The 21960-nt window shown below is 60.8% G+C and carries 15 protein-coding genes and 4 pseudogenes; 10 read left to right on the top strand and 9 right to left on the bottom strand.

Annotated features, from left to right (window positions below; all coding sequences use genetic code 11):
* Positions 1 to 62 precede the first annotated feature (62 nt).
* Positions 63 to 2324, bottom strand: coding sequence for a bifunctional 23S rRNA (guanine(2069)-N(7))-methyltransferase RlmK/23S rRNA (guanine(2445)-N(2))-methyltransferase RlmL (rlmKL, locus tag ACYZTL_RS06620; protein ID WP_461951100.1), 2262 nt, complete (start codon positions 2322 to 2324; stop codon positions 63 to 65).
* Between the two features lie 527 nt (positions 2325 to 2851).
* Here rlmKL and rmf point away from each other — a divergent pair.
* Positions 2852 to 3067, top strand: coding sequence for a ribosome modulation factor (gene rmf / locus ACYZTL_RS06625; protein WP_003223300.1), 216 nt, complete (start codon positions 2852 to 2854; stop codon positions 3065 to 3067).
* 296 nt (positions 3068 to 3363) lie between these two features.
* Here rmf and ACYZTL_RS06630 read toward each other — a convergent pair whose 3' ends face one another.
* On the bottom strand, positions 3364 to 4383 hold the full coding sequence (locus ACYZTL_RS06630; protein WP_461951101.1) for a quinone-dependent dihydroorotate dehydrogenase: 1020 nt from the start codon (positions 4381 to 4383) through the stop codon (positions 3364 to 3366).
* A gap of 82 nt (positions 4384 to 4465) precedes the next feature.
* Positions 4466 to 5395, bottom strand: a complete 930-nt coding sequence (locus ACYZTL_RS06635; protein WP_461954390.1) for a hypothetical protein — start codon at positions 5393 to 5395, stop codon at positions 4466 to 4468.
* Here ACYZTL_RS06635 and ACYZTL_RS06640 point away from each other — a divergent pair.
* From ACYZTL_RS06640 to ACYZTL_RS06650, 3 genes and pseudogenes are all read left to right on the top strand, one after another.
* Positions 5345 to 5470, top strand: a pseudogene (locus ACYZTL_RS06640) (hypothetical protein); the annotation flags it as partial. The gene ACYZTL_RS06635 and the pseudogene ACYZTL_RS06640 overlap by 51 nt on opposite strands.
* A complete protein-coding gene (locus tag ACYZTL_RS06645; RefSeq protein ID WP_461951102.1) occupies positions 5454 to 5828 on the top strand; it encodes a FliM/FliN family flagellar motor switch protein in 375 nt (124 codons plus the stop codon). The pseudogene ACYZTL_RS06640 and the gene ACYZTL_RS06645, both read left to right, overlap by 17 nt.
* Positions 5821 to 6063: pseudogene (locus tag ACYZTL_RS06650) on the top strand (EscR/YscR/HrcR family type III secretion system export apparatus protein); the annotation flags it as partial. The gene ACYZTL_RS06645 and the pseudogene ACYZTL_RS06650, both read left to right, overlap by 8 nt.
* Here ACYZTL_RS06650 and ACYZTL_RS06655 read toward each other — a convergent pair.
* From ACYZTL_RS06655 to ACYZTL_RS06680, 6 genes and pseudogenes are all read right to left on the bottom strand, one after another.
* Positions 6053 to 6373, bottom strand: a pseudogene (locus ACYZTL_RS06655) (EscN/YscN/HrcN family type III secretion system ATPase); the annotation flags it as partial. The pseudogenes ACYZTL_RS06650 and ACYZTL_RS06655 sit on opposite strands and share 11 nt — an antisense overlap.
* Positions 6370 to 6777, bottom strand: a complete 408-nt coding sequence (locus ACYZTL_RS06660; RefSeq protein WP_461951103.1) for an InvB/SpaK family type III secretion system chaperone — start codon at positions 6775 to 6777, stop codon at positions 6370 to 6372. The gene ACYZTL_RS06660 and the pseudogene ACYZTL_RS06655, both read right to left, overlap by 4 nt.
* Positions 6778 to 6790: 13 nt before the next feature.
* Positions 6791 to 8842: an EscV/YscV/HrcV family type III secretion system export apparatus protein gene (locus ACYZTL_RS06665; protein ID WP_461951104.1), complete on the bottom strand. Its 2052-nt coding sequence runs from the start codon at positions 8840 to 8842 to the stop codon at positions 6791 to 6793.
* A gap of 23 nt (positions 8843 to 8865) precedes the next feature.
* The gene (gene sctW / locus ACYZTL_RS06670) at positions 8866 to 9972 is read right to left on the bottom strand and encodes a type III secretion system gatekeeper subunit SctW (RefSeq protein WP_461951105.1); all 1107 of its coding nucleotides are present in this window, start codon (positions 9970 to 9972) and stop codon (positions 8866 to 8868) included.
* The gene (gene sctC, locus ACYZTL_RS06675; RefSeq protein ID WP_461951106.1) at positions 9969 to 11624 is read right to left on the bottom strand and encodes a type III secretion system outer membrane ring subunit SctC; all 1656 of its coding nucleotides are present in this window, start codon (positions 11622 to 11624) and stop codon (positions 9969 to 9971) included. Before sctC ends, sctW begins: the two co-directional genes overlap by 4 nt.
* 4 nt (positions 11625 to 11628) lie before the next feature.
* Positions 11629 to 12408, bottom strand: a complete 780-nt coding sequence (locus ACYZTL_RS06680) for a helix-turn-helix domain-containing protein (RefSeq protein ID WP_461951107.1) — start codon at positions 12406 to 12408, stop codon at positions 11629 to 11631.
* 178 nt (positions 12409 to 12586) lie between these two features.
* Here ACYZTL_RS06680 and ACYZTL_RS06685 point away from each other — a divergent pair, with 178 nt between their 5' ends.
* From ACYZTL_RS06685 to ACYZTL_RS06710, 6 genes and pseudogenes are all read left to right on the top strand, one after another.
* Positions 12587 to 13798 carry a CmpA/NrtA family ABC transporter substrate-binding protein gene (locus ACYZTL_RS06685; protein ID WP_461951108.1) on the top strand — a complete coding sequence of 404 codons (1212 nt, stop codon included), beginning with the start codon at positions 12587 to 12589 and terminating at the stop codon, positions 13796 to 13798.
* Between the two features lie 15 nt (positions 13799 to 13813).
* Positions 13814 to 14389, top strand: coding sequence for an ANTAR domain-containing response regulator (locus ACYZTL_RS06690; protein ID WP_461951109.1), 576 nt, complete (start codon positions 13814 to 13816; stop codon positions 14387 to 14389).
* A 314-nt stretch (positions 14390 to 14703) separates the two neighbouring features.
* Positions 14704 to 15915, top strand: a complete 1212-nt coding sequence (locus ACYZTL_RS06695) for a nitrate/nitrite transporter (protein WP_461951110.1) — start codon at positions 14704 to 14706, stop codon at positions 15913 to 15915.
* Positions 15916 to 15921: 6 nt separating this feature from the next.
* Positions 15922 to 17595 carry a protein kinase domain-containing protein gene (locus tag ACYZTL_RS06700; RefSeq protein WP_461951111.1) on the top strand — a complete coding sequence of 558 codons (1674 nt, stop codon included), beginning with the start codon at positions 15922 to 15924 and terminating at the stop codon, positions 17593 to 17595.
* 423 nt (positions 17596 to 18018) lie between these two features.
* Positions 18019 to 19218 (top strand): annotated as a pseudogene (locus ACYZTL_RS06705) (NAD(P)/FAD-dependent oxidoreductase); the annotation flags it as partial.
* A 20-nt stretch (positions 19219 to 19238) separates the two neighbouring features.
* Positions 19239 to 21956, top strand: a complete 2718-nt coding sequence (locus ACYZTL_RS06710) for a nitrate reductase (protein ID WP_461951112.1) — start codon at positions 19239 to 19241, stop codon at positions 21954 to 21956.
* Positions 21957 to 21960 lie beyond the last annotated feature (4 nt).

Genomic DNA, 21960 nt, shown 5'->3' on the forward strand with positions numbered 1-21960 from the left:
GCACTGAAAGAAGCCAAGAGCCTTTAAAAATCAAGGCTCTGTGGATCCAATGCCAGAGAGTATCAACGTGCCGTGACTTTCCAGGCTCGGTGGATCTTGGCGTTGCGGGCAAAATCCGGATCAATGGTCTGGGCCGTAATCTCCTCGACCGCATAACGCTCGGTGAGGTTGGGTTCCAGCTCGAACTTGCGGAAGTTGTTGGAGAAGTACAGCACGCCCCCCGGCGCCAGTCGTGCCATGGCCAGGTCGATCAATTGCACCTGGTCGCGCTGCACGTCGAAGATCCCTTCCATGCGCTTGGAATTGGAGAACGTTGGCGGGTCGATGAAGATCAGGTCGTACTCGTCGCGGCAGGCGTCGAGCCAGGCCATCACGTCGCCCTGCTCCAGACGGTTCTTGTCGGAGAAACCGTTCAGCGACAGGTTGCGACGCGCCCAGTCGAGGTAGGTTTTCGACAGATCGACGCTGGTGGTGCTGCGCGCGCCGCCCTTGGCGGCGTGAACACTGGCGGTCGCGGTGTAGCAATACAGGTTGAGGAAGCGCTTGCCGGCTGCCTCTTTCTGAATGCGCATGCGCATCGGCCGGTGGTCGAGGAACAGACCGGTGTCGAGGTAATCGGTGAGGTTCACCAGCAGCTTCACGCCGCCTTCGTTGACCTCGACGAACTTGCCCTGTGCGGCCTGACGTTCGTACTGTTTGGTGCCGCTCTGACGCTCGCGACGCTTGACCACCACGCGGCTCTTGTCGATGTTCAACGCCTGCGGAATGGCCGCCAGGGCGTCGAACATGCGGGCCGAGGCTTTTTCCGGGTCGATGGACTTCGGCGCGGCGTATTCCTGGACGTGAACCCAATCCTGATACAGGTCGATGGCCATCGAGTATTCCGGCATGTCGGCATCGTAGACGCGATAGCAGTCGATGCCTTCACGCTTGACCCACTTGCCCAGCGCCTTGAGATTCTTTTGCAGGCGATTGGCAAACATCTGCCCGCCTTCGCTCAAGCGCGGTTGCTCAATCACCACCGGGGCCGGTTTGATCGGGTTGCCGTTCTTGTTGTACTGACGTTCCTGCGGCTCGTTCGGCGCCTGATCGTATTCCGCCTGTTCGCGCTCGACTTGACGCTGTTCCGGGGTACGACGCTCGCCCGTGACGAACTGGTCCGGCGTGACCTTGATCAGCAGCAGCTTGCACGGCAACGCGCCGTTCCAGAACGAATACTGTTTGTGGCTGCGGATGCCCATGCGCTTGCCCAGATCGGGGGCGCCGGTGAAGACGGCGGCTTCCCAGTTCAGGCAGGCCTGACGCAGGCGCTCGCCGAGGTTCTGGTAGAGGTAGAGCAAGCTCGCCTCGTCGCCCAGACGCTCGCCGTACGGTGGGTTGCAGATCACCAGACCTTTCTGGTTCTGGTCCGGACGCGGTTCGAACGTACCGACTTCGCCTTGGTAGATCTTGATCCACTCGCTCAGGCCGGCACGTTCGACGTTGTTGCGGCCCGGTTGAATCAGGCGCGGGTCAGCTTCGTAACCGCGAATCCACAACGGTGGCTTGGCCAGACCGGCCGCGGCGCGTTCGGTGGCTTCTTCGTGCAGCTTTTTCCACAGCGCCGGCACGTGACCGAGCCACGCGGTGAAACCCCACTGCTCGCGACGCAGGTTCGGCGCCATGTCGGCGGCGATCATCGCCGCTTCGACGAGGAACGTACCCACACCGCACATCGGGTCAGCCAGCGCGCCGCCATCGGCCGCAATGCGTGGCCAGCCGGAACGGATCAGGATCGCGGCCGCGAGGTTTTCCTTCAGCGGCGCCGCGCCCTGCTGCAAGCGATAGCCGCGCTGGTGCAGGCTGTGGCCGGAGAGGTCGAGGGAGAGAATCGCTTCGCCACGGTCCAGACGCAGGTGAATGCGCAGGTCCGGGTTGAGTTTGTCGATGGACGGACGGTCGCCCTGCGGAGTACGCAGTTTGTCGACGATGGCGTCTTTGACTTTCAAGGCGCCGAAGTGCGTGTTGTCGATGCCCGAGCCGTGACCGCTGAACTCGACGGCCAGGGTGCCGTCGTTGAGCATGTGGTCTTGCCACTCGATATCGAGCACGCCGTGGTACAGGTCTTCGGCGTCCTTCATCGGGAAACGCTTGAGCACCAGCAGCACCCGGTTCGCCAGACGCGACCACAGGCACAGGCGATACGCGGTTTCCATGGTCGCCATGCCGCGCACGGCAGAGGTGTGCTCACGCGCTTCTTCAAGGCCAAGCCCGACGGCTTCCTCGATGAGCAGGCCTTCAAGGCCTTTGGGGCAAGTGAGGAAGAGTTCGAAACGATCGGACATGGTTTTCAGAGCCTTTGGCTAAGTGAACCGGCAACGCATTGCCGGCCCGGTTTTCAATCAGGCGCTTTTCTAAAAGAGCGCCCGCGTGGCACGAAGGTGTGCCGTCCCACCCCTGCTGCTCGGGTTAAAAGAGCTTAGATGCAAGGACAGATAAAAAAGTTAATGCAACAAAATGACATAAGTCGACCCTTCGTCGAATAATGCTCAACGCAACACGAGCCATTCTCACTAAAGGATTAATCCCATCATTCTGCGGGGGGCCGATCATACAGGGCTTTGACCAATAAATATGGGGCAAACATCGTGTTACTTATGGCCATAGCATCTTTATGGTTACGTTCTTATGACAAAACGATCATTCCCTCGATGTGACGCATTGGTTAGAACTCAATACAGGTTGGCGCCACAACGGACGTCAACACCCTGGCTCGCCACGCCGGCAGCGAGCCCCCAACGGCAGACATTTCTGCCAGACCTCGATTGAGGTCGACGCGATAACTACAGTCAACAAGTGAGGGCAACACCCTATGAGAAGACTTAAGCGTGATCCGTTGGAAAGAGCATTTTTGCGCGGATATCAATATGGCGTTGGTGGCAAATCCCGTGAGCTTTGCCCATTTACTCTACCGTCGGTACGCCAAGCCTGGATCAACGGCTGGCGAGAAGGACGCGGCGACAACTGGGACGGTATGACCGGCACTGCGGGAATCCATAGACTCAACGAACTTCACGCCGTCGGCTAACACAGGGCACACACTCCGACACGACAACCTGATTACGTAACGACTTAACACGCACGCCCCATCCGGGCGGCGGGCTCCGGCCCAAGGGCTCCTTCGAGGAGCCCTTTTTTATGCCTGCAAATTACTTAAAACCTGAGAACTGCTTTTGTGGCGAGGGAGCTTGCTCCCGCTCGGCTGCGAAGCAGTCGTACCGCTGCAATCGAGTTTTGTCTGACACACCGTGATTTTAATTTGGGGCCGCTTCGCAGCCCAGCGGGAGCAAGCTCCCTCGCCACAAAAGCTCGCCACCACGGGGGTTAGCGCAAGGCGGCGATAGCGTCCACGGATTCGCGAATCAACGCCGGGCCTTTGTAGATGAAACCCGAATAGATCTGCACCAGGCTCGCCCCCGCCGCGATTTTCTCGGCAGCGTGCCTGCCTTCGGTGATGCCGCCCACGGCGATGATCGGCAAACGACCGGCCAGTTCGGCGGCCAGCACCTTCACGGTGTGGGTGCTCTTGTCACGAACCGGTGCGCCGGACAAACCACCCGCCTCGTCACCGTGTTCCATACCTTCGACACCGACACGGCTCAGGGTGGTGTTGGTGGCGATCACCGCGTCCATCCCGGTTTCGATCAGCGCTTGTGCGACTTGAGCGGTTTCTTCGTCGGTCATGTCCGGTGCGATTTTGATCGCCAGCGGCACATGTTTACCGTGACGCAACGCCAGTTCCGCGCGACGGGTCGCCAGATCCGCCAGCAATTGCTTGAGCGAGTCACCGAACTGCAGGCTGCGCAGGCCCGGCGTATTCGGCGAGCTGACATTGACCGTCACGTAGCTGGCGTGGGCGTAAACCTTGTCCAGGCAGATCAGGTAGTCGTCGACCGCACGCTCGACCGGCGTATCGAAGTTCTTGCCGATGTTGATGCCCAGCACGCCCTTGTACTTGGCCGCTGCCACGCGGGCCAGCAGGTGATCGACGCCGAGGTTGTTGAAGCCCATGCGGTTGATGATCGCCTCGGCTTCCGGCAGACGGAAAATCCGCGGCTTCGGATTGCCCGGCTGCGGACGCGGGGTGATGGTGCCGATTTCGACAAAACCAAAACCCAGTTGGGCAAAACCGTCGATGGCCGCGCCGTTCTTGTCCAGACCGGCCGCCAGCCCTACCGGGTTCGGGAAGTCGAGGCCCATGACGTTCACCGGCATTTTCGCCGGCGCCTTGCACAGCAAGCCGTTGAGGCCCAAACGCCCGCCCGCGCCGATCAAGTCCAGGGACAGATCGTGGGAGGTTTCCGGGGAAAGTTTGAACAACAGCTGACGGGCCAGGGTGTACATGGGCGGAGTTGACTCTGGGCAATGAAAAGTGGCGGCGATTATAGCCGGGGTTGACGGAGACAGGCGACCTCTTTGCCTTGAATCAAGGAACCGGAGTCTCCTGCAGCGTATAGGCGTTGTCGGAGCGTTTGGCACTGCCAAAGACCAGTGGGAAGTAAGAGATGAACGCCACCAGAGCAAGGCAGCCGCTCATGACATGACCCAGATCACCGTCATCGAACTCCAACTGTCTCAGCACATGCGCGAGCATGGCTGGTATCAATGCGCTGTTGATTGACGACGACAAGCGTATAGGAACGATTCCAAGACCGTCGTCCATCGCCTTTGTCGAGTCCGGTTGCCGATACCCCGCTCGCGCCACCAGCCCTCTTTGCTGCAAAGACTCCGGGTCAGTAAATACCGAGTCCTTCCCATAGTTCGGAGACAGTGCAGGCAAACATTTCGAATAAATGGAAACGACGTCGACCATGATAACGCCAAAGGCAGTCACAAACGCATGGATAAAGTCCGCGCCCAGACTGTGAGGAAGTCCTATCCCCGCTCGGGCAAGACTAGTCAGCGGTAACCATTGCCCCATCTCTGACACTGCAAACTGAACTATGCCATGGACAAAAGCCGATACACCGGTGGTTGCCATGGTGGCGGGCCCGGCGTTGTCTTTTAAGGGAAAGACGAAGTTGGCCGCGCCTCTGGTCACTGCGTAAACCACCGAGCCAAGTACCTTCGAGAGCACCCCTGAAGACGCGCCAGTGACATGCGCCAAAATCGCGGCCCCCACCGTAATGCTGGCCATGCATACACGCCCCAGAAGCGACGGCAGGGTCGATGTCCCGTCAAGTAAATTTCGAATTGCCCCGATCACGATCAGCGCCGGGGCGATCATGGACAGCGCAAACACCGCCCATGCTTTGGCGGCCTCAGGTAACTCACCATGGGCCAATGCTTGCTCGCCGTAATAAGTAGCGATGCCGCCAACGACCAGGCCCTGCAGCGCCGCGAAGCCTTGACTCACTGGCTGCGTCAGCCGACGGGCGAATGTTGCGAGCCTGACGAAACCCTGCGGAGTCTGAATGAACTCATTGCCTGACCGGCGACGCCTGTTGGCAGATCAATGCATCGGCGTGTTCACGTTCACTGAAGAGGGATTACACATGCAATCGACGGTTGCCGATTCAAATCAACAGGCTGGGACAGACGCCGACACGCAGGTCGAACTCGATGCTTTGCCGGTGCGTCTGGAGTTTCTGCTCGCCACCCATGACATCGACCTGGGCACGTTGTCACGGATCATCGATGGCCAACTCATTCCGTTGGCGGCCGATGCCGCCCGGCACATCGAGGTTCGCGCCAATGGCAAGCGCGTGGCCCGTGGCGAACTGGTGCAGCTGGACGAACAGTTGGGTGTCGAGTTGCTCGAGGTCTATCGGAACACTGGCAATGAATGACGTCTCGCTGATTGCGCTGCTGGCGTTTGCTTCACTGCTGCCTTTTCTGGTGGCCGCCGGAACTTGCTACATCAAGTTCTCCATCGTGTTTGTCATCGTGCGCAACGCGTTAGGGTTGCAGCAGGTGCCGTCGAACATGACGCTCAATGCGATTGCCTTGTTGCTGGCGATTTTCGTGATGACGCCGGTCATGAAGCAGGGCTATGGCTATTACAAGGAAGAAGCGGTGGCCTTCGCTCAACGATATTGCCCTGAGGATCGACCACGCTGCCCAGCAAGGCATCGCTGCAGCTCAGGCGCAATGTCGAGCCCGTCGGGACAATCATCGACTCCCTGGACAAGCCTTTGGCATCACCGAGCAAACTGAGCAGGACCGCGCCAGGCTTGAAGCCAATGACTTGCGCCCTGGCCGCCACGTGCGGCGAACGCCAATGGCGACGCACTTCGCAGACTTCACCGACCACCACATTGTCCAGCGCCGCTTCGATCAAAGGACCACTCAAGCGCAAGGGATGGGCGGCCTGCCGTTCCAGCCGGATGCTCATCGGCGCAACAATTCGCACAGCGTTTCAATCGACTGCACAAAAGCATCCAGGGCTTGTGCGAAATGCTCGGCGTCACCCAGGGCGTGGTCATTGGCCATCAAGCGCAGTTCAAGCTGCCCCTGGACTTCGCACAGGTGCAGTTGGCCGGTGCGAGAAAAAGCATTGCCTTCCAGCAAGAACTGCATCAATTCGAAGGCGCAATGGTTCATGACATTTGGGCTCGCTTGCGCGACCGCTGCCCAGATCCACACATCGCCCTCCACGACGGCCACGTTGATATCGGGCAGGTTTTTCATCTGCATTTCAATGGTGCTGTGGCTGTCGAAGTGCCCTATCTGGCTGTCCACGCAGCCGCTGTGTCGCAGTGCTTCACGCAACAGGTCGGCAATATCGATCGGTATCATTTACAGGGTTTCCTCAGAGGGTCTTGATGACATTGACCGAAATGGTCTCGGAGATTTCGCCAAACGACATCACGTCCAGCTCCCGGAACCGTCCCTCGATCAGCTTCTTGATGTAGCGCCGCACATCGACCGAACACAGCAGCACCATGTCCTTGTGCGCAATGTGCAGGCTGTCCAGGCCGACACTCAGTCGGTCCATCAGCTCTTCCGACTCGGCCGGTTCCAGGTTGATGAAACTGCCGCCCGAGGTTTGCCGGATGCCTCTGCGTACCACTTCTTCGAATTCCGGCGACAGCAGCAGGACGCGCAAGTCATTGCCGTGGGCGAATTTGTTGCTGATGTAGCGCGCCATCGACCCGCGAACGTGTTCGACCAGCGCCAGCACGTCCTTTTCCCGCGACGCCCAGTGGGCCAGCGACTCCATGATCAGCTTCATGTTGCGCACGGAAATGCGCTCGCCGACCAGGCGCTGCAGCACCTCGGAGATCTTCTGCACCGTGACGTGGCGATACACTTCCTTGAGCAGATCGGGATAGCGGGTTTCCATTTCGTCGAGCAGTTGCTTGGTCTCCTGCACGCCGAAAAACTCCTGGATATTGCGCGCCAGCAACGTGACCAGGCAGCGGTAGCACTCTTCGTCTGCCGGGCGCAGTTGATAGCCCAACTGTTGCACTCGCTCCTTGTCGACGGCGTTGACCCAGACGCCGCCCAGGCGATTGCTGTCGTTGCCGCGCACCAGGGCAAAACCCAGGGGTTCAAGGTCCGGCGAGTAGTCGAGCAGGCGCCAGTGATCGAAATGGATATCGAACTGCTCGGCACGCACTTCATTGATCAGCACCGCCACTTGATGAGCCGGCAACGCCTCGCTGGCGCGGAACTGCGGTTCGGGTATGCGCAAGCCGTAGTCGACGAAAAACTGGCTGCGAAAGCGCGCCGCCCAACGGGCTTTGTTCAACGCGTCCAGTTGCGACGTGGGCACCAGCAGCATCAAGGCGATGGTTTCGGTGGCGATGTTATCGACGTCGTCGAGCAATCCCGACCCGGTTTGCAGCGCGCCTTGCTCGGTGGCTGCACCACGGTTTTCACCTTCGCCGGCTACCCTGGAGGCCTTTCGATGCCGGGTAAACACCACCAGCGCCAGCACCGCAGCGATAGGCAGAAAAGTCATCAGCGGAAAACCCGGGAGCAGGCCGACACCCACCGCCAGCAGCGCAGTCACGCCCATCACGAACGGATTGCCCAGCATCTGCGCCAGCATGTTGCGCCCCAGGTTGCTGTCGTCACCGTTGACGCGGGTCACGATGAAACCGGCACCGATGGCGATCAGCAACGCCGGAATCTGCGCCACCAGTCCATCGCCGATGGTCAGCAAGGTGTAGGTCGACAAGGCCGTGGACATGTCCATGCCCATTTGCCCGACACCAATGGCCATGCCGCCGATGAAGTTGACGAAGATAATGATGATGCCGGCGATCGCATCGCCCTTGATGAACTTCATCGCGCCGTCGAAAGAGCCGTACAGCTGGCTTTCACGCTCCAGCACGCTACGTTTTTCCTTGGCCTCCTCGGCGGTGATGGCGCCGGCCTTGAGGTCACCGTCGATGCTCATCTGCTTGCCCGGCATGCCGTCCAGCGAGAAGCGCGCCGCGACTTCGGCGACCCGCTCCGAGCCTTTGGTGATCACGATGAACTGGACAATGGTGACAATGGAAAAGATCACGAAACCCACCACCAGGCTTTCGCCGATCACGAACTCACCGAAGGACGCGATGATCTCCCCCGCGTCGGCCTGGCTCAGGATCAAGCGGCTGGTGCTGATCGACAGCGCCAGGCGAAACAGGGTGGTCAGCAGCAGCAACGCCGGGAACGTCGAGAAACTGAGGATGCGTTCGATGTAGAACGAGCCCATGAACACCAGCAACGAAATGACGATGTTCAGGCCGATGAGAAAATCCACCAGCGCCGTCGGCAGGGGAATGATCAGCATGGCGATGATCATCACCATGAGCGTCAGGATCAGCAGCTCCGGGCGAGCCCCGACGTTGCGTAAAAACACATTGAGCATGGCAGGTCAGCTCCGGAAGAAAGTCATGAGCAACCGCCGAGACGTCGCTGTTCAATGCATTCGTGGGTGTAGGCCATGTCTGCCAAACGCGAAAACTGTTGCGCCAGCCGCAGCGCTGCCTCGTCATCGACAAACAGTTGCAATGGCAACTGCAGGCTGTGCCGACGGACCGTCTGCAGCAGCGTCGAACGCTCGCGGTGCGGGCTCAACAGCACGCGTTCACCAAGCACGCCGAGCAACAACTGGTCGAGCTCATCGGGCCAGGTCAACAGTCCGAACAGGAACACCAGCCAGTCGGATTCGTCGGGGTTGTGCTGGCAGATCAGTTCATCGCCCAGCAGGCCGCCGATGAACAGACCGTCGGCTGAACGCAGGCGCTTGAGGTCGTTCAGCCGGGCCAGCAGTTGGCCAAATTCTGCGCGCGAGCAACTCGGGTCCTGGGCACTGATATCGGTGAGCAGCGCCGCTTCGATGAAGGCCAGCACATTCGTGCGTTGCGGTGGACCGTACAGCGCAATCCAGTCCTGATAACAACTGACCGACCCTTCGTCGGACTCGAGAAAATCCCGGTAGGTCTCGCGCAACAACGCTGCGCGAACAGCCATGCACGCACCGAACATTCTGGCCTTGAGGGCGGCGTTAATGCCGGCGTTCATGCGCTTGGGGGACGCCTGAGCGACCACTGTCTGCAACAGCGTTTCGAGCCGCTGACGAGTGCTTTTCTCCAGTTTTTTACGGCGCAGCAGTTCTCGCAGCACCAACACCAGATCACTGTCATCGGCAAACAGCTTTCGCGCCATCTGCATCAACCAGTCGATGGGTTTGTCTGCGAGCCGTGCCAGGCTGAGTATCTGTCGCACCTTCGGCACGGTGTCGTCGTCCAGGACTCTTTCGAAGTTGTCAGTCAGGGTGTCGGACTTCAGTTCGAAATGCCGTCGACCACGAAACTGCGCCAATGCCGCCGACATTTCATCGCTGATCTGGACGAAACGCTGCATGACGGCAGCCGTACCGCTTTCGTCGAGATCTGTGTCAGCACTCGCCTGTGGCTGCGGATGCTCTGCGGCCTTCTCGGCATTCAGCCGCGCCTGAGCCGCTCGCCCGCCGGTGGAAATCGCCGGCAGGATCATTTTATTGCCGCCCGAAAATAGGAACGGCGCAAACGTTCGTGCTGTTCCGGGGTCAGCAACTGTGGACCCGGTTCAACGGCGCCGGGCTCCAGCGTGTCGCGAATTTCCTTGGGTTGAATCAGGAACACCCGCACGGTATTGGCCGAGCGGTTCTGCCGGTAACTGAACAGCCGACCGATCCACGGAATCGATCCCAGCACCGGAATCCGTCCGATCTGCTCGCTGTGGTCATCGCGGGTGAAACCACCCACCAACAGGCTCTTGCCCGGCGGCACCCGCGCCACCGTACTGATCCGGGTGCGACCAACCGTCGGCAGAGCGCTCGGTCGTTCGCCCTGGCCAGGGTTTTCGATTTCGTTGCCGTCTTCGATATTGAGCGACATTTCAATCTCGTCCGCCTGGGCGAAACGCGGCAATACGCTCACCAGCGTGCCGTAGGTCACGTGCTGCAGATCAACACTGCGCTCGCCCACCAGAGGCGCATAAAACGTTCGGTTGTTGTCGAAAATCGCCGGCACATTCTCTTGGGTCAGGATCACCGGTCGCGACACCACATTCGCCCGGCTCGTGCGCTCCAGCGCCATGACCTGAGTGACGAACGACGCACCATCGAGCGTGGTCGCCGAGCCGGCGTTGAGCGATACACTGAATGTTCCGCCGGAATTCACTGCGCCTTGCCAGTTGATGCCCAACTGATTGAGTTCATCCTTGTGCAGATCAATGATCCACAACGACAGCTCCACGTGGCGTTTGGGCGTGTCCAGCGCGCTGACCAGGTTCTCGATAAAACGCACTTGCTCCGGCAACCCCTTGACCAACAGGCTGTTGGTATCGGGATAGGCCACGACCCGAATGTTCCCGGCGGCCGTGTCGCGCGCGAGGATTCGCGGCGCGGAGGGGTCCTGATCCGAAGGGGGGCTCGCCAGGCCTTCCAGTGGAAACGCCGGCATCAAGCCCTGCGGTCGCTGTGCAGCGGTTTGCGCCACCGCGGGCTCGACGCCGTTGCGCTCGCCGCGCAGCAAGGCCTCAATCACGGTGGCCAGTCCGGGAATCGTCACCTTGTCATCACGCAACTCGTATTTGCGGTCGCTCACAAAGGTGTTTCGCACCGGGATAACGCCGATCTGCTGGTTGCCCAGCAACAGTTCCGAGCGCTGGTTATCCATCAGCCCGGCCGCTTGCGTGACCAGATCGACATACATCGGCGGGCCGGACACATGGAACGTACGCAGACCATCGTGGCGCAACGGATAACGACGATCGTACAACCCGGAGCGTTCCAGGAACGCCTGAAGCTTGGCCACGGTCAAGGTCTGCAGCGACACCATCGAGCTTTTGAGTTCCGGGGCGTCATACAGATAAATCGCCTGACCATCGCTATACCAGATCAAGCCCATTTGCGAGCTGACTCGCTCAAAGGTTCGTTGCGGCGTGAGCAGATCGAACGTACCGGAAATCCGCTTGGCCGCAGCGGCCTTGCTGACGATGACCGGCTTGCCCAGTGGTCCGGACAGCTCGCTGAAAAAAGTGCGCGCGCTTTGTTCGCGGGCCTCGAAATTATAGACAGCGGCCTGCGCGGCAAAGGGTGCGAGCAGCAACACCGTGGTCAGGCAGACGGGCAAAAGGGATAAGGAGAACGATCGGCGGTTCATCGGCTCACTTGCCTGGAAGGTAGGTAATGTCGGCGAGGCTGCTGGGCGTGAAGCCCACCAGCTCACGGATTTCCTTGGAGAAATGCGAAGAAGAGGCAAAGCCGGACTCCAGCGCGACATCCGTCAGCGAGCAGTCCCGCAAACTCATGTTCAACAGCGCCTGAGCCGTGCGCCAGCCGCGCAATGCAGGCTTGGCTGCACTGCCCAGCGCCTGTCGGCACAATCGACGAAAGTGCGACACGGAAACGCCATAGCGTTGCGCCAGGTCGGTCAGTTTTTCACTGCGGGTGCCCTGTTCCAGCAGGAATCGCACAAGCCCGTAATTCTCGGTCTGACGCAGCACGCCGGCAAAGGCCTGGTAGGCCGGACTTGCGCCCATGGCCTGCTCGATGTACCAGCGCTCCAGCGCGCGTTCCGACCGAACGGTCTCGTACGTGACCGGCAACATGGCCCACGGGGCATGGCTCGGCCGTTGCCCCATCAGCGCATCACTCAGGTCGAAAAAGACCTGTAGCTTCACCAGCCGTGTCTCGGGCAGCGGCAACATCTGCACACCGCCGCCGCTCATTTGCAGCGCCTCGCTGACCGCGATCAGCCCTTCCCAACCGCCGACCAACCGATGGCGCTGCGCCGAGCCCAGAAGTTCGGTGGATTCGCTGACACGCAGATGCAACACCCGCCCGCCGGAACGGGCGTCCGAGAATGTTGTGGCATGAAGTGATTCGGTTTGCACGCCAACCTCCTTTGCGGCCTGACGATGAAGGGTCGGCAGGATGAAAGACATGGCGCGGGAAGTCCTGATGGAAAGCTGATGAAACCCGGGCTGGCATATGCCTTGCACCCACAGAGGTATCAGCACTCCTGTCAACGGCGAGATGAGTGCCAGGACAATGGCGTCGTCACCCGACCTTGCTCGTGCGAGGACCCGGGACGACGCCTTTTTTTTGCAAGGTGAGGACGCGATGAACGAACCATCAGCCGGCCCATTGGCCTGGGTCAACGGCAGCGATGCCCCGGAAAAGACCGACATCAACCTCGGCTTCATGGCCCTGAGCGACTGCGCTTCGGTGGTGGTCGCCGCCACTCAAGGGTTTGCACAGCCTTACGGGCTGACCTTGAACCTCAAGCGCCAGTCCTCCTGGGCCAACCTGCGGGACAAACTGGTCAGCGGCGAACTTGATGCTGCTCACAGTCTTTACGGCCTGATTTACGCCGTGCACCTTGGCATCGGCGGCGTCGCCCCAACCGACATGTCGGTGCTCATGGGCCTGAACCAGAACGGGCAAAGCATCAACCTTTCCCACGGTTTGCAGGCCCTGGGTGTGACCGGTCCTGAAGCACTGGACCGTCACGTGCACCAAACTCGCCCAAAACTCACGTTCGCTCAGACCTTTCCAACCGGCACCCACGCCATGTGGCTGTATTACTGGCTGGCGAGCCAGGGCATTCACCCGTTGCACGACGTCGACAGCGTGGTGGTGCCGCCGCCGCAAATGGTCGCGCACCTGCAAGCGGGGCGGATCGACGGTTTCTGCGTCGGTGAACCCTGGTCCGCCAGCGCGGTGAAACAGAATCTCGGCTTTACGCTGGCGACGACCCAGGCTATCTGGCCCGACCATCCGGAAAAAGTCCTCGGTTGCACCCGCGCGTTCGTCGAGCAATACCCCAACACCGCCCGGGCGCTGGTGATGGCGATTCTGGAGGCCAGCCGCTTCATCGAAGAAAGCGCCGAGAATCGCCGCAGTACCGCGCAGTTGTTAAGCGCCCCGGACTACCTCGATGCACCGCTCGACTGCATCGAACCGCGCCTGCTCGGCGATTACGCCGACGGTCTCGGCAATCGCTGGCAAGACCCGCACGCACTGCGCTTCCATGGCGGTGGCGAGGTCAACCTGCCTTACCTGTCCGATGGCATGTGGTTCATGACCCAATTCCGCCGCTGGGGCTTGTTGCGCGACGACCCGGACTACCTCGCGGTGGCCCGTCAGGTCCAGCAACTAGACTTGTATCGAGAGGCCGCGACCGCAGTCGGTGTTGCCTCGTCGGGCCAGGAAATGCGCAGCAGTCAGTTGATCGACGGCAAAATCTGGGACGGGTCCGACCCGGCCGGTTATGCCCGCAGTTTCAAGCTGCACGCCATGAGCGACAGCTCACCCCTTCTCGCCAGCCGCTGACAGGAGACTGCGAACATGTTGCGTATCCTGCTGATCAACGACACCGCGAAGAAGGTCGGCCGGCTGAAAGCGGCCCTGACCGAAGCCGGATTCGAGGTAATCGACGAATCCGGCCTGACCATCGACCTGCCCGCGCGCGTCGAAACGGTGCGTCCGGACGTGATTCTGATCGATACCGAGTCACCGAGCCGTGATGTGATGGAGCAAGTGGTGCTGGTAACCCGCGACCAGCCGCGGCCGATCGTGATGTTTACCGACGAACATGACCCCGATGTGATGCGCCAGGCCATCAAGTCCGGGGTCAGCGCCTACATCGTCGAAGGTATTCATGCACAACGCTTGCAGCCGATTCTCGACGTGGCCATGGCACGCTTCGAAAGCGACCAGGCCCTGCGCGCCCAACTGCACGCCCGCGACCAGCAACTGGCCGAACGCAAGCGCATCGAGCTGGCCAAGGGGTTGCTGATGAAGATGAAAGACTGCAACGAGGAAGAGGCTTACACCCTCATGCGCCGCCAGGCCATGAGCCGGCAGCAGAAGCTGATTCAGGTGGCAGAGCAGATTATCGCGATGAGTGAGTTGTTGGGCTGACAAAAGCAAAGATCGCAGCCTTCGGCAGCTCCTACATTGGAATGGCATACACCCTGTAGGAGCTGCCGAAGGCTGCGATCTTTTTAGCTATTCAAAATGTGGCACAAATCTCGCTAAGTAATCCCTACAGGTAACCAACGGCGGTTGCCCCACCTACGACAAAGACGTCGCTCACCTCATTTGCCCAAGGCGAATCGGGTGGCGGCGTTTTTTTGTTTAGGCCCCACAGCCCGGGGCCGGTGGTGCGGCCGTTGCGGCGCCCCACCTGCAAGCTCATGACTCCTACTCGAGACAACTCACAGCTGAGGTGCGCGATGAATTCAAGCTTCTGGAAATCCGGCCATACCCCGACTCTGTTCGCAGCCTTCCTCTATTTCGACCTGAGTTTCATGGTCTGGTACCTGCTCGGCCCGCTGGCGGTGCAGATTGCCGCCGACCTGCACCTGACCACCCAACAACGCGGGATGATGGTCGCCACGCCGATTCTGGCCGGCGCCGTGTTGCGCTTCATCATGGGCATGCTGGCGGATCGCCTGTCGCCGAAAACCGCCGGGATGATCGGCCAGGTGATCGTCATCTGCGCCCTGTTCGGCGCCTGGAAACTCGGCATTCACAGTTATGAACAAGCGCTGCTGCTGGGCCTGTTCCTCGGCATGGCCGGTGCGTCCTTCGCCGTGGCCCTGCCGCTGGCGTCGCAGTGGTATCCGCCGCAGCATCAGGGCAAAGCCATGGGCATTGCCGGTGCCGGTAACTCAGGCACCGTGCTCGCGGCCCTGATCGCCCCGGTGCTGGCCGCCGCGGTTGGCTGGAGCAACGTGTTCGGCTTCGCCGTGATCCCGCTGGTCCTGACCCTCATCGTCTTCGCCTGGCTGGCCAAAAATGCGCCTGAGCGGCCGAAAGCCAAGTCGATGTCCGACTACTTTAAAGCCTTGGGCGACCGCGACAGCTGGTGGTTCATGTTTTTCTACAGCGTGACCTTCGGCGGCTTTATCGGCCTGGCCAGCGCCCTGCCCGGTTACTTCAACGACCAATATGGCCTGAGCCCGGTGACCGCCGGCTACTACACGGCAGCCTGCGTGTTTGGCGGCAGTCTGATGCGCCCATTGGGCGGCGCATTGGCTGACCGTTTCGGCGGGATTCGCACCTTGCTGGCGATGTACACGGTGGCAGCGATCTGCATCGCGGTGGTGGGTTTCAACTTGCCAAGCTCCTACGCGGCACTGGCACTTTTCGTCTGCACCATGCTCGGTTTGGGTGCGGGTAACGGTGCGGTTTTCCAATTGGTGCCACAGCGTTTTCGTCGTGAAATCGGCGTGATGACCGGTTTGATCGGCATGGCCGGTGGTATCGGCGGTTTCGCCCTCGCGGCGGGCATGGGTGCGATCAAGCAAAACACCGGCAGCTATCAACTGGCCTTGTGGTTGTTCGCCAGCCTCGGCGTCCTCGCCTGGTTCGGCCTGCACGGCGTGAAACGTCGCTGGAGAACCACTTGGGGCTCGGCTGCGGTCACTGCTGCGCGGGTGTAAGCGCTAATGAGCCTGCAGCTGAGTTTCGCCGAAGCCAGCGCCATGGGTCCGCGCGAGGAGAATCAGGACGCCCTGCGCCTGGTCACCCCCGCGCCGGCACTGGCGGCGAGCAAGGGTTACCTGTTCGCCATCGCCGACGGCGTCAGCCAGTGCGCCGATGGCGGGCTCGCCGCCCGTTCGACCTTGCAGGCGCTGGCGCTGGACTATTACGCCACCCCGGAAACCTGGGGCGTCGCCCAGGCACTGGATCGCCTGCTGCTGGCACAGAATCGCTGGTTGCAGGCCAATGGCGGTGGGCAACCGCTGCTCACCACTGTCAGTGCTTTAGTCATGCGCGGCAGGCGATTTACCTTGGCGCATGTCGGTGACTGCAGGGTTTATCGCTGGCACGCCGATCAATTGCAGCGGATCAGCGAAGACCACGTCTGGGACCAGCCGGGCATGCAGCATGTGCTCAAACGAGCGCTGGGCCTCGATCAGCATCTGGTGCTGGATTTTCTCGATGGCGAGTTGCGCCTCGATGAGAGTTTCGTGCTGCTCAGCGATGGCATCTGGGCCGTCCTGGGTGACACCGCCATTGCGGCAATTCTGCGTGATCAACCGGATCTGCACAGCGCGGCGCAAACGCTGGTGAGTGCGGCGCATCTGGCGGGCAGTCAGGACAATGCCAGCGTTTTACTGGTGCGGGTCGACGGCCTCGGTGAAACCAGCATCGGCGATGCGTTGATTCATGTGCAGCAGTGGCCGCTACCGCCAGCACTGAAACCGGGCCAGACCTTTGAGGGCTGGCAGGTCGAAGGGATACTCGGTCAGAGCCAGCAATCGCTGCTTTATCGGGTGCGCGACGCTCAGCAACAACCTTGGTTGCTGAAAACCTTGCCCGTTGCATTGCGCGACGATCACCTGGCCGGGCAGGCGTTGCTGTCGGAAGAATGGTTTCTCAAACGTGTAGCCGGTCGGCATTTTCCTGAAGTCCATGCCGCCCATCAGCGTCAGCATTTGTACTACGTGATGCGTGAATATTCCGGTTCTACCCTGGCGCAAGTGGCTGAGCGAACCACAACGCTGCCGCTGGCCCAATGGCAGGATCTGGCAGAACGTTTGCTGCGGGCGGTCGGTATGTTGCATCGACGGCAGATTTTCCATCGCGACATCAAACCGGAAAACCTGCTGCTGGGGGACGACGGCGAGCTGCGCCTGCTGGACTTCGGCCTCGCCTACTGCCCCGGCCTGTCTGAAGATCAGCTCTCGGCCCTGCCCGGAACGCCCAGCTATATCGCGCCGGAAGCCTTTCGCGGTGACCCGCCGTCCGCGCAACAGGATTTGTATGCGGTCGGCGTGACCTTGTATTTCTTGCTCACCGGGCACTTTCCCTACGGCGAAATCGAAGCGTTCCAGCGGCCGCGGTTTGGTGCACCGGTCAGCGCCAGTCGCTACCGGCCCGACCTGCCTGAATGGATCGCGCAAAGTCTGGAGCGCGCGGTGGCGGCGAATCCGGATGAGCGATATGAAACGGCGGAAGAATGGTTGCTGGTACTGGAACAGGGCGAGCGCCGCAGTTTGAGCGTGCGGCCAAGACCCTTGCTGGAGCGTGAGCCGGTGAAGGTCTGGCGGACGTTGGCGCTGGGGGCGTTGCTGGTGAATCTGGTGCTGCTGATTCTAGTTGTCCATTCATCCTGATTCGAACCAGACCCTATGTGGCGAGGGAGCTTGCTCCCGCTCGATCGCGCAGCGGTCGCAGATTTTTGGGTCTGCTTCGCAGCCCAGCGGGAGCAAGCTCCCTCGCCACAGGTTTCGCATGCTCCAGTACCGAGCAAGCCGCCTCAAATCAGTGCAGAAAATTTTGAATCCGTTCCTGAATTCCCGCCCGCTGCCCCGTAAAGCCATTCCTTGGAGAACTTGGCACAACCACTGCATTACCTCTCTTAACTTACATAAAGCCCAGCCTTCAACGACGAAGGGTGCGCTTCCCGACATAACGGGACCAGGACAAAGGCGTCCTCGCTAGGCAACTAGCGGGACGCCTTTTTTTGTTTGCGCGAAATGTGCTGAGCACGCCTGAAACGCCCTGACAAGGCGGGTCCGAGCGCTCCGGAGAACCTGATGAAAAAACTCAAACTGGTGATGATCGGCAATGGCATGGCCGGGGTTCGAACCCTGGAAGAGTTGCTCAAGCTGAGCAACGAGCTGTACGACATCACCGTCTTCGGCGCCGAACCGCATACCAACTACAACCGCATTCTGCTGTCGCCCGTACTGGCCGGCGAGCAAACTTTCGAAGAGATCGTGCTCAACGACCTGGACTGGTACCTGGACAACAACATCAAGTTGCTGCTCAACCGCAAAGTAGTGGAGATCGACCGGGTCAAACGCCGGGTCATTGCCCAAGACGGGACCGAAGCCGAGTACGACCGCCTGCTGATCGCCACAGGTTCGACCCCGTTTATCCTGCCAATCCCCGGCAATACCTTGCACGGCGTGATCGGCTACCGCGACATCGCCGACACCCGGTTGATGATCAACACCGCAAAAACCCACAAGCATGCCGTCGTCATCGGCGGCGGACTGCTGGGCCTGGAAGCGGCCAACGGCCTGATGCTGCGCGGCATGCACGTCACCGTGGTGCACAACAGTGAGTGGTTGCTGGAGCGACAACTGGACAACATCAGCGGTCGGTTGCTGCAAACCGCGCTTGAGTCGCGTGGCCTGCACTTTCGCCTTTGCGAGCAAACACGGGCCCTGCACGATGCCGGCAATGGCCGGGTAGGCTCGATTGAGTTCCAGAATGGCGAGATCATTCCCGCCGATCTGGTGGTGATGGCCGCCGGCATTCGCCCCGCGACCGAACTCGCGGAAAAGTCCGGCCTCCCCTGCAGTCGCGGGATTCTGGTCAACGACACGATGCAAACCTACGATCCACGGGTCTATGCCATCGGTGAATGCGCCAGCCACCGTGGCATCGCCTATGGCCTGGTTGCGCCGCTGTTCGAGCAGGCCAGGGTCTGCGCCAACCATCTCGCCCGGCTGGGGTTCGCCACCTACAAGGGTTCGGTGACCTCGACCAAACTGAAAGTCACCGGCATCGACCTGTTTTCCGCCGGCGACTTCATGGGCGGCGAAGGCACCGAAGCCATCACCCTCTCCGACCCCATCAGCGGGATTTACAAGAAACTGGTCATCAAGGATGACGTGCTGGTCGGGGCCTGTCTGTATGGCGATACGGCAGATGGCGGTTGGTATTTCCGGCAGATTCGTGAGAACCATGACATCGGCGAGATTCGTGATCACCTGATGTTCGGTGAAGCCCTGCGGGAAGCCAGCTGATGAACCACAAGATCACCGCTTCCACCTGCTGCTACTGCGGGGTCGGCTGCGGCGTGCTGATCGAGCATGACGGCGAGCGCATCCTCGGCGTCAGCGGCGATCCGGCCCACCCGGCCAACTTCGGCAGACTGTGCAGCAAAGGCTCGACGCTGCACTTGACCGGTGACCTCGCGGCCCGAGCGTTGTACCCGGAACTGCGCCTCGGCAAAGGCCTGGCCCGAAGCCGCACCGATTGGGACACGGCCCTCGATCACGCCGCCAGCGTCTTCGCCAAAACCATCGCCGAACATGGCCCGGACAGTGTGGCGTTTTACATCTCCGGGCAACTGCTGACCGAGGATTACTACAGCTTCAACAAACTGGCGCGAGCGCTGGTTGGCACCAACAACATCGACAGCAATTCGCGGTTGTGCATGTCTTCGGCGGTGGTTGGCTACAAACGCAGCCTGGGCGCCGACGCGCCGCCGTGCAGCTACGAAGACCTGGAGTCGAGCGACTGTGTGATGATCGTCGGCAGCAACATGGCCTACGCCCACCCGGTACTGTTTCGTCGTCTGGAAGAGGCCAAATCCCGCCGGCCACAGATGAAAGTCATCGTCATCGACCCACGTCGCACCGACACCTGCGACTTGGCAGACCTGCATCTGGCGATTCTTCCGGGCACCGATGTCGCTTTGTTCCATGGGATTTTGTACCTGTTGCTGTGGGAAGACTGGATCGACCGCGACTTCATCGAGGCCCACACCGAAGGGCTGGCAGAACTGAAAAACCTGGTGCGCGATTACACGCCGCCGATGGTTTCGCAGTTGTGCGGGATCAGCGTTGAACAACTGCAACAGTGCGCCGAGTGGGTGGGCACCTCGCCAAGCTTCCTGTCGTTGTGGTGCATGGGATTGAACCAGTCCACCGCCGGCAGCGCGAAAAACAGTGCGCTGATCAACCTTCACCTCGCCACCGGGCAAATCGGCCGTCCGGGTGCAGGACCTTTCTCACTGACTGGTCAGCCGAATGCCATGGGTGGTCGCGAAACCGGCAGTCTGTCTAACTTGCTGCCTGGCCATCGCGAAGCGGCCAATGCTGAGCATCGAGCAGAAGTGGCGGCTTACTGGGGCGTGGACCCGTTGCCCGAAAGAACCGGGCTCACCGCTATCGAACTGTTTGAGCAGGTTCGTAGCGGAACCATCAAAGCCCTGTGGATCGCCTGCACCAACCCCGCGCAATCAATGCCGGACCAGACCGCCGTGCGTGCAGCGCTGGAAGCCTGCCCGTTCGTGGTGTTGCAGGAAGCCTTTCGCACCACCGAAACCGCCGCGTTCGCCGACCTGCTGTTGCCCGCCGCCAGTTGGGGCGAAAAGGACGGCACAGTGACCAACTCCGAACGGCGGATTTCCCACGTCCGTCGTGCGATTATCGCCCCCGCAGAAGCACGCTCCGACTGGGCGATCACGGTGGATTTCGCACAGCGTCTGGAAAAACATCTGCGTCCCGGGCAAGCCAGTCTGTTTGCGTTCGAAACCCCGGCGCAGATTTTCGATGAGTACAAGCAATTGACTCGCGGCCGTGATCTGGACCTTTCCGGCATCAGTCATGACCTGATCGATCGTCTCGGCCCACAGCAATGGCCTTTTCCGACAGGCGCCAGTGAAGGTACGGCCCGACTGTACGTGGACGGGACTTTCCCGACCGCCAGCGGACGCGCCCGGTTCGTCGCCGATCCGTATCGCGCCGCCAGGGAACAACGCGACGGGCAATTCCCGCTGACCCTGATCACCGGCCGCCTGCGCGATCAATGGCACGGCATGAGCCGCACCGGCACTGCCGCGCAGTTATTCGGCCATGTCAGCGAAGCCGTGTTGAGCCTGCACCCGGATGAACTGCACCGCCATGGACTGCAACCGGGCGAGCTGGTCAGCCTGAAAAGCCGTCGCGGCGCGGTCATTGTTGCCGTCGACAGCGACGACAGTGTGCGCCCCGGCCAAGCCTTCCTGCCCATGCACTGGGGCGATCGCTTCCTGAAGGGTGGCGTCAATGCGATCACCCAACCGGCGTTCGACCCGCTGTCGAAACAGCCGGAACTCAAGCACACCGGGGTACGACTTGACCCCGTGCATCTGCCCTGGACGTTTTTCGCCCTGATCGAAGGCAATGTCCAACAACACTTTGAGACGCTACGACCGCTTTGCGAGGCGTTTTCCTACGTCAGCCTCAGCCTGACTGGCCGTGAGCGCCCTGCGCTGCTCATACGCGCTGCCAGCGCCGCCGCGCCAGATCCGCAATTGTTGCGTGATATCGACCAGTGCCTGAGCCTCAACGACGGTCCGGTACTGGCCTACGACGACCCTCGGCGCTCCATCGGCAAACGGGTGCGGATCGAGAACGGCCGAATTACCGCGATTCGTCTCGCCGGCGAGACCCTCGCCCAGCACTGGCTGCAGGACCTTTGGCTCGAAGGTCGCGTCGACCAACAACTGCGGCGCTGGCTGCTCGCACCGCTGAGCGCGCCACCAGGTAATGCCAGCGCGCCCGCCGCCGGCACTAGAACCCTGTGTAACTGCAAGAACGTCAGCCAGAACGCGGTCTGTGCCGGCATCCGCCGAGGCCTGGACTTGCATGGCTTGAAACAAGAATTGGGTTGCGGCACGCAATGCGGTTCCTGCGTCCCGGAAATCAAGCGTTTGTTGGCTGTAACTGCGCAGCCGATCGCCGTCATCTCGTGAGGAA

The organism is Pseudomonas sp. LB3P81, assembly GCF_054897965.1.

Coding starts and splice junctions, on each gene's coding strand:
- ACYZTL_RS06660 (WP_461951103.1), bottom strand. CDS start 6,777: ATGATACCGATCGATATTGCCGACCTGTTGCGTGAAGCACTGCGACAC.
- ACYZTL_RS06710 (WP_461951112.1), top strand. CDS start 19,239: ATGAACCACAAGATCACCGCTTCCACCTGCTGCTACTGCGGGGTCGGC.
- ACYZTL_RS06690 (WP_461951109.1), top strand. CDS start 13,814: ATGTTGCGTATCCTGCTGATCAACGACACCGCGAAGAAGGTCGGCCGG.
- ACYZTL_RS06695 (WP_461951110.1), top strand. CDS start 14,704: ATGAATTCAAGCTTCTGGAAATCCGGCCATACCCCGACTCTGTTCGCA.
- sctC (WP_461951106.1), bottom strand. CDS start 11,624: ATGAACCGCCGATCGTTCTCCTTATCCCTTTTGCCCGTCTGCCTGACC.
- ACYZTL_RS06645 (WP_461951102.1), top strand. CDS start 5,454: ATGAACTCATTGCCTGACCGGCGACGCCTGTTGGCAGATCAATGCATC.
- rlmKL (WP_461951100.1), bottom strand. CDS start 2,324: ATGTCCGATCGTTTCGAACTCTTCCTCACTTGCCCCAAAGGCCTTGAA.
- ACYZTL_RS06685 (WP_461951108.1), top strand. CDS start 12,587: ATGAACGAACCATCAGCCGGCCCATTGGCCTGGGTCAACGGCAGCGAT.
- ACYZTL_RS06665 (WP_461951104.1), bottom strand. CDS start 8,842: ATGCTCAATGTGTTTTTACGCAACGTCGGGGCTCGCCCGGAGCTGCTG.
- ACYZTL_RS06680 (WP_461951107.1), bottom strand. CDS start 12,408: ATGTCTTTCATCCTGCCGACCCTTCATCGTCAGGCCGCAAAGGAGGTT.
- sctW (WP_461951105.1), bottom strand. CDS start 9,972: ATGATCCTGCCGGCGATTTCCACCGGCGGGCGAGCGGCTCAGGCGCGG.
- rmf (WP_003223300.1), top strand. CDS start 2,852: ATGAGAAGACTTAAGCGTGATCCGTTGGAAAGAGCATTTTTGCGCGGA.
- ACYZTL_RS06630 (WP_461951101.1), bottom strand. CDS start 4,383: ATGTACACCCTGGCCCGTCAGCTGTTGTTCAAACTTTCCCCGGAAACC.
- ACYZTL_RS06700 (WP_461951111.1), top strand. CDS start 15,922: ATGAGCCTGCAGCTGAGTTTCGCCGAAGCCAGCGCCATGGGTCCGCGC.